Annotated in this window: 11 protein-coding genes; 5 read left to right on the plus strand and 6 right to left on the minus strand. The window is 69.1% G+C overall.

Annotated elements, in window-relative coordinates; all coding sequences use genetic code 11:
* Window positions 1–82 precede the first annotated feature (82 nt).
* The 3 genes from CHF15_RS46305 to CHF15_RS43300 form a co-directional block, all read right to left on the minus strand.
* The gene (locus tag CHF15_RS46305; RefSeq protein ID WP_245939376.1) at window positions 83–853 is read right to left on the minus strand and encodes a hypothetical protein; all 771 of its coding nucleotides are present in this window, start codon (window positions 851–853) and stop codon (window positions 83–85) included.
* A gap of 176 nt (window positions 854–1,029) precedes the next feature.
* Window positions 1,030–1,494 (minus strand): hypothetical protein, encoded by a 465-nt coding sequence (locus CHF15_RS43295; RefSeq protein WP_089229451.1) that lies wholly within the window; start codon window positions 1,492–1,494, stop codon window positions 1,030–1,032.
* A gap of 181 nt (window positions 1,495–1,675) precedes the next feature.
* Window positions 1,676–2,359 carry a hypothetical protein gene (locus CHF15_RS43300; protein WP_089229452.1) on the minus strand — a complete coding sequence of 228 codons (684 nt, stop codon included), beginning with the start codon at window positions 2,357–2,359 and terminating at the stop codon, window positions 1,676–1,678.
* Window positions 2,360–2,912: 553 nt separating this feature from the next.
* Between CHF15_RS43300 and CHF15_RS43305 the strand changes: the two genes are divergently transcribed.
* Both CHF15_RS43305 and CHF15_RS43310 read left to right on the plus strand, forming a co-directional pair.
* A complete protein-coding gene (locus CHF15_RS43305) occupies window positions 2,913–3,491 on the plus strand; it encodes a restriction endonuclease (RefSeq protein WP_245939375.1) in 579 nt (192 codons plus the stop codon).
* Between the two features lie 163 nt (window positions 3,492–3,654).
* A complete protein-coding gene (locus CHF15_RS43310) occupies window positions 3,655–5,049 on the plus strand; it encodes a NucA/NucB deoxyribonuclease domain-containing protein (RefSeq protein WP_220093407.1) in 1,395 nt (464 codons plus the stop codon).
* 53 nt (window positions 5,050–5,102) lie between these two features.
* On the opposite strand, the gene CHF15_RS43315 is transcribed toward CHF15_RS43310, so the two are convergent.
* Window positions 5,103–5,573, minus strand: a complete 471-nt coding sequence (locus CHF15_RS43315) for a hypothetical protein (RefSeq protein ID WP_089229454.1) — start codon at window positions 5,571–5,573, stop codon at window positions 5,103–5,105.
* A gap of 157 nt (window positions 5,574–5,730) precedes the next feature.
* Complete coding sequence (locus CHF15_RS43320) at window positions 5,731–6,111, minus strand: hypothetical protein (RefSeq protein WP_143681791.1); 381 nt, start codon at window positions 6,109–6,111, stop codon at window positions 5,731–5,733.
* A 296-nt stretch (window positions 6,112–6,407) separates the two neighbouring features.
* Between CHF15_RS43320 and CHF15_RS43325 the strand changes: the two genes are divergently transcribed.
* The 3 genes from CHF15_RS43325 (at window position 6,408) to CHF15_RS43335 (ending at window position 9,857) form a co-directional block, all read left to right on the plus strand.
* Complete coding sequence (locus CHF15_RS43325) at window positions 6,408–6,674, plus strand: helix-turn-helix transcriptional regulator (RefSeq protein ID WP_089229456.1); 267 nt, start codon at window positions 6,408–6,410, stop codon at window positions 6,672–6,674.
* A 180-nt stretch (window positions 6,675–6,854) separates the two neighbouring features.
* Window positions 6,855–7,706 carry a DUF6083 domain-containing protein gene (locus CHF15_RS43330; RefSeq protein ID WP_220093408.1) on the plus strand — a complete coding sequence of 284 codons (852 nt, stop codon included), beginning with the start codon at window positions 6,855–6,857 and terminating at the stop codon, window positions 7,704–7,706.
* Between the two features lie 645 nt (window positions 7,707–8,351).
* Window positions 8,352–9,857 carry a UvrD-helicase domain-containing protein gene (locus CHF15_RS43335; protein ID WP_089229460.1) on the plus strand — a complete coding sequence of 502 codons (1,506 nt, stop codon included), beginning with the start codon at window positions 8,352–8,354 and terminating at the stop codon, window positions 9,855–9,857.
* 384 nt (window positions 9,858–10,241) lie between these two features.
* On the opposite strand, the gene CHF15_RS43340 is transcribed toward CHF15_RS43335, so the two are convergent.
* Window positions 10,242–10,690: pyridoxamine 5'-phosphate oxidase family protein (locus CHF15_RS43340; protein ID WP_089229457.1), on the minus strand; the 449-nt coding region annotated here is incomplete at its 5' end.

The raw sequence follows: 10,690 nt of genomic DNA on the forward strand, positions 1-10,690 counted from the left end.
CGGCAGGCGGTGATCTCCGAGGTGCTTCCGGGCCGGACCGCGCTCACCCAGACCAGGCGGCCCTTGTCGTCGGTGAGCGCGATCACGAGCAGGCCGTGGCACCTGTGCTTGCCGGAGTAGTTCTTCCGGTGGTCCCGGTGCGGCGGTGGGTGCGGATCAAGGAGCCGTCCAGCAGGACCACCCCGCCACCCGATCGGGCGATCTTCTTCAGCGCGCGGTTCAGGCGCGAGGCGCGGGCAGCCAGCAGCCCGACGACTTCCCGCACCCACCGGGACACCGTGGTGCGGTGCACCGCGTTCCCGCCAGCCAGATCACCGGGCCGCTGGTCACGCGCAGCACCGCCAGCACGCTGCCGGCGATCTTCCCCGCGGACAGGGCCCGCCACCGCGATCCGATCTTCTTCAGATGGCGGCGGATCAGGCCGGCGAGCCAGTTCACAGCCAGCCGCGGTCCGCGAGCTTGACCAGCTTCGCCCGCAACGGCTCCAGCTTCCGTGCACCTCCGCCTGCAGGCCCAGCTCCTCGCCCACCGCCCGCACCTGCACCGGACCGCCGGCGGCCCGCACGATCGCCAGGATCCGGCGGCAGTCCCCGGGAAGCGCGGCCTCATCCGGGCTCTCGCCACGGTGCGGGACCAGCAGCACCGCCCGCCCGCCAACCCGCGCCGACGCCGGTGCGACGGCAGTCCGCACCCCAGCGATCAGCTCGCTCATTCGCGCCAGGAACCGCTCGGCGACCGCGAGTTCGTCCCGCTCGGCCCTCACCAGGTCCAGCTGCTTGACCAGCTGTTCTTCCAGCCCGCCCAGTTCCGCGCGACGCACGGCGATCCGTTCCAGTACCTCGGGGTCCACCATGTCCGGGAGCGCAGGAGCCTCGCGGGCCGGAACCGGCCAGAACCCACGAAGACCTCCCTGCCCGACGATCTACACGGCAGACGGCCGCGCGCGACCAGCACGAGCAACGGGGCACGGAATCACACCAGGCCCGTGACCTGCTACTCCACGATGCACACCACTCATTGCACCGGGGTTCAGTTCGCGGCGAGGTCGGAACGCATCGCGGTGCGCAGAGCGTCAAGGGCGTTGCTGACCGTGGCCATCATGCCTGACCACTCGGGGTCGGCGTTGACATCAGGCCCGCCAAACCGATCCCGCAAGTCCCTTATCCGCAAGAACGCGTGCTCCGCTGCATCACCGAGATGCCCCGGAGCGATGATCAGCATCTGGTAGCGCAGATGGTAGGCGTCGGTCGAGCCGAGGATCTCGCCTGCCTGCTTGGCGCGTTCTTCCCTGGTCAGGCCCGTGCTGCGCTTCAGATCCCGCAGGCGGTGCGTGGTCAGGGACAGCGCCCCGAGGTATTCGGCGTACAACCGCTGCTTGACGGCACGATCGCGAGCCGAGCTCTCCCGCCGCCACCGTGACCGCTCGGCCGCAAGCGTCGTGCCAACACCCAAGACGGCACCGAGCGCAGTGCCCGCGAGAGTCCCCCAGTCCACCCCTTGATGTTAGGAGCGCCGGCTCCGGACCGGGAGCTCCTTTCGGCCAGTAAGGTCGCGGTCTTCCGGGCTGCACCAAGCGATGGCGTTCAGAACGCTGTGTTCCGGCGTGGAGCGACAGGCAGGACGATCCCACGCCCGCGGCAGGAGACGCGCCGCCTCCTGCCGCAGGCGTTCGAGGTCAGGCCGTCACCGGGACGGGATTCGCAGCCTCGGACGCTGCTGCCCCCGCCACATCGCTGGCGTCGGCGGCCGAAGGGGTGAGGGGGGTGTAGAAGACGCTGCCCTGCTGGCGGGCACGCTCGGCGAGGCCCTTGGCTACCAGCGACTCCAAGGTATTGCGTACCACGGGGGCACTGGGCGTGACGCGACCGGAGTGTTGCTTCGCTAGGGCATCGACGAATTCGCTGACCATGCGCGGTTCACTGCTCGCGGCCAGTATGTCCACGACGAGGCTGCGCAGTGTCGTCCCCGGGTTCGACCGTGAAGCGGCGGGCTTGGGCTTCGTGCCCGCCTTGGGGGCTGCCGTCTTCTTCTTGGCCTTGCGGGCTGCCGGCTCACCGGCCGGCTTCTTCTGCCCGCGCGGACGGGGCACCGGCTGGGCCGAAGACGTCACCTTCGGCTCGTCGGCCCTGTCGCCGGAAGGCGCTTCATTTGCCGGTTGCTCGGGCGCAGCCGCGCTTTGCGCACCGGCCACGGCTCCCTGAAGTTGGGTCAACCATGCCTGCTCCTGTTCGAGCTGCGCCAGCTGGCTCTGGAGGTCCGCCAACTGCACACGGACCTTCTCCTGCTCGTTGGCGTTGTTGTCCAGGTCCTCTGCGAGACGCGTCGCATACCGGTCCTGAATGGTGTTGTTGTTGGACACGACAGCCGCTCCTCGGGTATCGGGTGTTGCTGCCGGATAGTACCTACTCAAGAGTCAATGTGCGTTGTGATCACGCGCCAACAATCCATATCGGGCTGGTCGTGACAGCTTGGTTGCGACCCCGCAGAGCATCGGGGAGTCATCTATCCGATGCGAGCCGTGCCCCTGGTCGTGAGCGTCCCACCGCCTTTTCCTTTCAACGAGATTGACGCCGTGAAGTCAGCTGAATTGAGCGGTGGTTGAGGCGGGGGTGCGGCTGGTAGAGAGCCGGGCTCAGCAGCAACGGTTCCGGCTGACTTTTCGATGCCCGGATCTGGGCACAGCACTGCACCGGAGGAACGCGAGGACTGAAGCGCGTGGGCGTGGCCAGGCCAATGCGGGGGAGGACGGCGACTCTCGGAGTGCAGGTGATGGCCGCGCAAGACATCTCCCATGGGCGGAGCCGGCGCTGTCTCGAAGCCGCGGTCGACGCCGTCCTTCTGGGTAATCCGGGACCGAATTGGGGAGGAACGCGGGGCGCGGGGTCAGCCGGCTTGGGGGAGGGGGACGAGCGGTGGTCGCGGTATGCGTGGTGATGGCGTTAGCCACTGTGATCGCAGCAATTGTGGCGACGGGGCTGGTGCGGGCGGGCCGCCGTGAGGCTGCGGCCGAGCGGATCCGGCTGGCAGAGCAGGCCCGGGTGCAAGCCGTTCAGTCGCTGGATTCGGTGTGGCGGATGAGCGATCGGGAATTCGAGGAGTACGTGGCGACGCTATGCCGCCGGGACGGCTGCACTGAAGTCCGTCGCGTGGGCGGTGCCGGAGACCTGGGCGCCGACGTGATCGGCCGCCTGCCGGACGGCCGGAAACTCGTGATCCAGTGCAAGCGCTACGCCCGGCACCGCTCGGTAGGCAGCCGGGACATCCAGACATTCAACGGCACGGCCCGTGCGGAGCACGGAGCCGATGTGCCGGTCTTCGTGGCTTCCTGCAAGTACACCGAACCTGCACGCAGGTTCGCCGCCAAGCAGCAGCTGACGCTCATCGACATCGATCTACTCGGCTTCTGGAACAGCGGCAGTCCACTGACGTCGTTCCTCGATCTGGACATCCGCCGGTCCGGGACGAACCGGAAGCTGGACCCAGAACGCTGAGCCCGCCGGGCCGGCGATCAACTGAGCCAACCCTGCTGCGTTTTCCGCCATTGAGCGTCGAGTTGATCGAATGCTACTGCTCGGTATTGCTACATGTGTGCGGTCCGGCTGTCCGGGATCAGACCACCCCGGACAGCGCACCCGTTTCGTGGGGGAACCACACATGACACTGACCCAGCGATCGCGTTGGGCCCGTGGACGAGTGACCGCGCTGCTGACCACGGCGCTGCTCGTCCCGCTGATAGCCCCGACTGCCGCAGTAGCACAGCCTGCGGCTTTAACCGTCGACTCCTATGTTCTTCCGCCAGGCGCCGCCAGCCCTTCCCTGCAGCACCTGCGGTCCCCGCAGGAAGCGCCGGAGCTGGCCCGCCACGCCGACCAGTCGGCAACCGAAGGCATCCGCAGCCCACTGGAACTCGTGGGTCCCGCGGCCTCGTACGCGCCTCGGGCCGCACAGCCTTCCGCCGTGGCCCCGCCGCAGCGCCCGGCGCTGTCAGCAGCCGCGATCTCCTATCCGGAGCCGGCGCACACCATGACGGCCGAGGAGTGCCGTGCGGGCCTGGGGACCGACAACAAGTTCTACGTCAAATCCCGCTTCGCCGTCTGCTCCGGCGCAGCGTTCACACAACGGTGGAGCCGCAACCGGCAGATCGTCGGGGAAAGCCAGTTCGTGGTCCTGGCCGTCGGCACCATCGCCAAGAGCAGCCGCGACATGAAGGTCCAGTACTACTTCACCAACATGCAGCAGACCGGCACCACGGGCACCGGCGCACTGATGATCACACCCAAGATCACCGTGCCGCAGAAGTGGCCGGCCAGCGCCCAGGTCACGCAGGGCGGAAGTATCCCCGGACCTCAGAGCTGGCAGGTGCTCGCCGCGCAGAACCCGGCGACCTTCCTGCACTCCGTCAGCGTCAGCGCCGGACAGGGAACGGGCGTCGACGACCTCGTCTTCGCCGTCTACCAGCCCACCATCGAACTGGCACCCCCACCGGGCTGGGAGATGCAGGGAGCCTTGAAGGGCGACCTGTTCTTCCTCGCGCCACGCTGGGACACCGCCACCTACGTCACCCGGGCAGGCGCGGCTGTCTTCAGCTACCTGGCCACCCTGCAGTACAGCTCCACAGCCGGCACCCCCGAGAAAGCGGTCGCCGACCACATCAAGACCGCCTACACCAAACCCGCCACCACCAAGCCCACCAACGCCGCCAAAAAACTCCCCGGCCAAAGCGCCGACAACCCGCTGCACCGCCTCTTCCACGACAAGACACGGCGCGAGAAGAACCGCAGCGAGGCCATCCGCAACTGCCGCCAGTACTGGGGCACCAACTACGCCGCCGGCGGCAAGGAATGCGACGAATTCCCCTTCGCCGTCACCTACGAAGGCTGCGCCCAGGCACTGCCCACCTATGAGCCGTCCAAACCGAAGAACAACTACTCGGTCCTGCCGCTGCCCAAGGCCGACAACGGAGCAGCCGGCACCCTGCTGTCCGGATTCCTGCTGAAGAACCGCCTCGTCGACGGCCAAGACGACGCCTTCATCGTCCAGATCACCTGACGCATGCGGGCGGGCGGGAGGCGCGCACTCGGGTGCCTCCCGCCCACCCCTGGTCAGGCCGCGGGCCAGAACTGCACCAGATACCGCTCCACGCCCTTGGGGACCTCCAACTGCGCCAGGCGGCCCACCTTCGCGCGCCCGGAGCAGTACACCCGCACCTGCCACTGGGTGTCCGTGGTACCAAGCTCCAGGGACTCCTCCATCGGGCCGCCCGCCACGCCCCAGATCCGCAGCTCACCCGACTGGGAGAACAACGTGGCCTGGCCGCTGGCCTCCCACGGCTCATGGGTGTCTGCGGGTGGCTCGGCATCGAAGATCTCAGCCCTTAGGTGTGCGGTGTGAGTGTGGCCACCGCTTTCGATGTCCAACCGCCCGGGGCGTGCGGTCAAGAAGGGTTCACCGATGTCCTCGCGGCCGTCCGGATACATCTCGGGAACGAACTGGTCCTCGGCCTCCTGCAGGCAGAACCCGTAGAAGTCCACATCGACCTCGACCTCCTGATGCCGTAACAGCACAACCACCATCCCTGCACATCGACAACGGCGTGAGCCAGTCTGCCCGAGGTGCCCACCAGACCATGCCGCGCCTCATCGGCGGCGGGCCGCCCAGGACCGCGACACCCCTAACCTGCAGCCGCATCCGCGGCGGTGCGGTGTCCACGCTGGCCGCCGGAGGCCCGGATCAGCCGTACAGGGCGCCGTCGGTCCACCAGGGCGCGTCCTCTGCCGCAGTTTCCGGATCGACCACCTGCAGCGTCCCGCCGCTCTTGCCGAGGCCGCTTCCGTCGAGCCGCGCGTCGGTCGTTGCTCTCTGGGGTTCGTGAACGGCGGCGGCGTGCCGGGTGGCGGCCGCGCAGGCGCGGCAGGCGTCAGCGAGACGCCAGATGCGGCCGCACGCGCTGCGTGTCAGCAGCAGCGCGATCGGCCCGTCGCAGCCCCGGTGCCGTTGATGCCACTGGCAGCCGTGCTCCCCGCACCGGCACGTCCGCAGGTGACCAGGGAGCGGTTCGGAGCGTGCATGCTGCGCCAGATGCCGGACGACCACCGCCTGGGTCGCGACCATCCCGGCAGAGGCTGGAAGCCGGCCGCAGTGCGGGCAGATCAAGGCCATCCCATCAGGGCTGGGACGGACCTCGAGTGTCCAGGTACGCATCACCGGGCGGGGGAGTGCGCCGTGCCCCATGGAGAGCTGTCCTCCCTGCTGAATGACGAGCGGTTCGGCCGGCGCCCCGAGGCGGGGAGTGCCGGTGGCGGCACACGGTAGTGCAGACATCTGCCCTGCCGCTTGCGGCCTGACGAGAGCAAATAGGGCAGAGGTCTGCACTGACAGGGCAGGGTTCTGCACCGTGCGATAGAGCAGTGACGATCACTCCACCGCCCGACCCAAACCTCGACGCGCTCCGCCAGGAGCTGTCACGACTGCGGGCCGAACGCGGCTGGACCTACGACGAACTCGCCGCCCGAACCGGCCTGTCACGCCGCACGCTGATTGAGATCGAACAGGGCCGCACCATCGGCACCCTCGCCACCTGGCACGCCCTCGCCCACGCCCTCGGCGCCCCGCTCGACCAGCTCTTCGGCACCCTCTGCGTCGGCCACGAACCCCCCGAGCGGCCCGCTCCCTGACCGCTCGGCGAAAGCCTCAAGGGCCCAGTTGCCGGGAGGCCTGACGCCACCCGAAACGGCGACCAGCACCGAACGCACGCACGAAGAAGCGAACTCCAGCACGACTGACGCGGCCATGACGGTGACCCCAGCGGCCTCGTCAGCCCAGTTGCCGCGTGTCGGCCGTCATCGTCTGCCGTCATGCGCTCGACGAACAACTCCTTCGCTGATGACGGCAGTGCCTGGGACGGCAGCCGCAAGAACTACCAGCCCCGCCGGGCGCTGCGTATCGACGCGGACAGTCCCAGTCGGTTGCTGCGCTCCGCGCAGGGCGGCCGGTGCGACTTCTGCGGCAACCGTGTGGAGTGGTACCAGCGCCCCAGCAGTACTCCCGTCCCGCTCCACCCCGAGGAACTGCCCGCCGGCACCGTTCCTGCGGGGGAGCGCTGGCACGTCTCCTCTGGCGCCGCCCACGCCGGCCACGACGGGAGCGCCTGGTGCCGGGTTCGGCACCACGCGGTGTGCCCGGCCGGCCCGGCGGGCAATCGCAGCCCGCTGCTGGCGGAGACGCGCCGCGCACTGGGTCTGACCTCGCGTCGGCTACAGAACGCCGGCTTGTTCACGCCCCGTCCTGAGATGGAGTCGGCCCCTGCGCCGCCCTGCCTGCCGGTTCGGCCGGTGGTGTGCCTGCTCTACACCCGCTACCTCGCCCCCGGGCCTCTCGAGCACCTGCAGTGCGTGGCCCACACTCGCACCCGCCGCCGCTGCCCTCTGCCGGTCCAAGACCCAGGCGCCCTGCCGGGTATGTGGCGCCTGGAGCCAGCAGATCCGCTGCTTAGCCCCGGTGGCGGCCGCCTGCCGATCGCGCAGGAGGTGATGGCGGTCTATGACCTGACCGGACTGCCGTATGCCGAGCAGTTGCGCTGGCACAAGCAGCGCTGCTCCACGCACGCCGACATCGGCGAGGCCGCGGATCATGCGCGGACCGAGTGGGAGCCCTTCGACCGGGCGCGCCACCGCCCATACGTCTGCGATCGGCTTCCCGATCCCTAACCCGCGCTCGGGCAGGAGCCGCTATCTCCGCCTGAAGGTGCGGCGGTCGTCATCGCGCTGCGGTCCGCGGTGCCGCTCCGGCAGCCTCCTAGATGTCGAGTCCGTTCTCTGTCTATTTGTGAGGCGCCCATGTCCAAGACCTTGATCGGTACTCCCGACCCCGATCAGCCCTCACCCGGGCCTGCATTGTGCGACGAGCATGCCGAGTGCATGGTCCTAGTGGCCATGCTCCACCACCCGCAGCTGGTCCCGTACCTCATGGCGGTCCTGCGGACGACGCATGCAGCCCGGCCTGCGGGGACGTCTTCCGTGCCACAGCCGCGGTCCATCGCCGCAAGGAGCCCTGCACCCCGGCAGCCGTTGCGACGGAGCTCAAGCGCCGGCGGCAAGCCAGCACCGACGACTCTGCGGTAGAGGCGAGGACGGGCCTGCTCCACGACCTTGCTCGTGCCGCAGCACCGGCGGAGCCGGTGGTGGTGCATTACGCGGCGATCGTTCGGGACCTGGCCGCGCTGCGCCGCCACGCGGCTGCTCACCCGGAGGGGATGCCGTCGATGCCGATGCGCGGCTTCCTCACCGACGACGACACCTGACCAACCTCGCGCAGCTCAACCGCGCTCTCACAGATCGATGAAGCTCAACGTGCTGAAGCTCACTGACGAACAGATCGCGGCCGCCGACGCCTTCGCCACCGGAGATCACCTGGTGATCCAGGCCGGTGCTGGCACCGGCAAGACCACCACCCTCACCCAGCTTGCGACCAGCACCTCACGGCGGGGCCTGTATGTGGCGTTCAACCGGTCCATCGCCCGGGACGCCGCCGGCCGCTTCCCCGGCACGGTGCTGTGCAAGACAGCGCACTCCCTGGCCTATGCCGCTATCGGGCACCGCTACCGTGCCCGCCTGAACGGCCCCCGCGTGCCCGGGAGGCACACCGCCGACGCACTGGGGATCACCAAGCCCATGCGCATCGGCAACTACGTCGTGTGGCCAGCGACGCTGGCCTCCGTGGCGCAGCGCACGGTTACCCGGTTCTGCCAGTCCGCCGACCCCGTCATCGAACGCCACCATGTGTCACCGCTCCGTGGCCTGGCCGCAATCCTGCACGCGGAACTCGCCCGCCGCATCCTGCCCTACGCCCGCGCGGCCTGGGCCGACCTGCAGAACCCTGACACCGGAGCGGTCCGCTTCGAACACGACCACTACCTGAAGATCTGGGCCCTGTCCGACCCGAAACTCCCCACCGACTTCGTCCTCCTGGACGAAGCCCAGGACACCAACCCCGTCCTCGAGCAGGTCCTGCTCAACCAGCGCGGCCACGCCCAGCTCGTCATGGTCGGCGACTCCGCGCAGGCCATCTACGGCTGGCGTGGCGCCAAGGACGTCATGACCGGCTTCGACGGCACCGCCCTGTCGCTGACGCAGTCCTTCCGTTTCGGCCCCATCCTCGCGCTGGAGGCCAACCGGTGGCTGGCGATCGCAGGCGCCCCGATCCGCCTGGAAGGCAACGAGGCGATTCCCACCGAGGTCGGTGCGGTGACGAAGCCGGATGCGGTGCTGTGCCGCAGCAACGTCGGAGCCATGGCCCAGATTTTTCGCTTCCTCGCCAAGGGCCGCAGGGTCGCGCTGGTCGGGGGAGGCCAGGCCCTGCGCGGCCTGACGCTGGCTGCCCGGGACTTGCAGGACGGACGCCGCACCTCGCATCCCGAGTTGGTGCTGTTCACCTCCTGGGGTCAGCTGCAGGACTACGCCGAACACGACCCCGCCGGCAGTGACCTGCAGCCCCTGGTCGACCTCGTCGACCACCACGGCACCGATGCCGTCTTGGCCGCGGTCAACCGCCTCGTCCTCGAGAGCGACGCACAGGTGACGATCTCCACCGCACACAAATCCAAGGGCCGCGAGTGGCCCCAGGTCGAGATTGCCGACGACTTCTACCCACCCAAAGACAACGACGACAAGGACGAGCACGGAAACCCCCTGCCCGGGCCGATCGACGACGCCGACGCACGGCTCGCCTACGTCGCCGTCACCCGCGCACGCGCCCGCCTCGACCTCGGCGGCCTGGAATGGATCAACGAACACCCCGACGGAAATCCTCCGGGGTCACACTCCTGGCCAACCGGCGACCTGGTTGCTGTTGCAGGCTGAGCCGAACCGCGGATCGGCAACTTCCGCCCGCGCCCACACCATCAGGCGACGACAGAAACACCATAGGCTCACGAACCGCCCTCTCAAAGCCCCATGCGGTGTGCGCGGCGTTCTGGGGCGGCGGGGCGTTGGACAGGCATTTTCGCCGGCGAAAGCACCGGCGGCCTTGGGCCTACCCTCGCTCAGCAGCCGGCCGTGGTCGGCGAGGATGTCGCCGACGCGCCCTCGGCCCTGTCGGCCACGGCTGAGCTGTCCCCTGGCGGCGACCGCAAGACCGATTCCGCCGGTGCGCTCCAGGTTACTCAAGTCACGTCGTTTCGAACCGACGTGCGTAAGTCCTCAATGGCGGAAGCCGGTGACGGAGGATGATGCGCGGGACTTGTGTCAGCGTTCCATGAGGTATCCGGGGAGGGCGATCGACGGGTCGAGCTCGTCGGCGGGTTCGGGCGTCCCGTAGGCGCGGGTGACGGGCAGCACGCCCGCCCAGTGGGGGAGGGCCAGATCCTCGGGGTCGTCGCCGGGGCCGCCGGTGCGCACCTTGGCGGAGACCTCGTGGAGGTCGAGGGCGATGACGGCGGTGGCGGCCAGTTCCCTGGCGTTGGCGGGGCGGGAGTCGGCGGCCCGGCCGGGCACGATGTGGTTGACCAGGGTGTCCAGGGCCGCGGAGCACTCGGCGGGGTCGGTGACCTGGCGGGCCACGCCGTGCACCACCACGGAGCGGTAGTTGATCGAGTGGTGGAAGGCGGACCGGGCCAGCACGAGCCCGTCGAGGTGCGTCACGGTCAGGCAGACCGGGAGCCCGGTGTCCTCGCCGGCGCCGCGCAGCGGACGGG

It is taken from the genome of Actinacidiphila glaucinigra (assembly GCF_900188405.1).
GTDB lineage: Bacteria > Actinomycetota > Actinomycetes > Streptomycetales > Streptomycetaceae > Actinacidiphila > Actinacidiphila glaucinigra.

Coding starts and splice junctions, on each gene's coding strand:
- CHF15_RS46305 (WP_245939376.1), bottom strand. CDS start 853: ATGGTGGACCCCGAGGTACTGGAACGGATCGCCGTGCGTCGCGCGGAA.
- CHF15_RS43310 (WP_220093407.1), top strand. CDS start 3,655: ATGACACTGACCCAGCGATCGCGTTGGGCCCGTGGACGAGTGACCGCG.
- CHF15_RS43315 (WP_089229454.1), bottom strand. CDS start 5,573: ATGGTGGTTGTGCTGTTACGGCATCAGGAGGTCGAGGTCGATGTGGAC.
- CHF15_RS43320 (WP_143681791.1), bottom strand. CDS start 6,111: ATGGTCGCGACCCAGGCGGTGGTCGTCCGGCATCTGGCGCAGCATGCA.
- CHF15_RS43330 (WP_220093408.1), top strand. CDS start 6,855: ATGCGCTCGACGAACAACTCCTTCGCTGATGACGGCAGTGCCTGGGAC.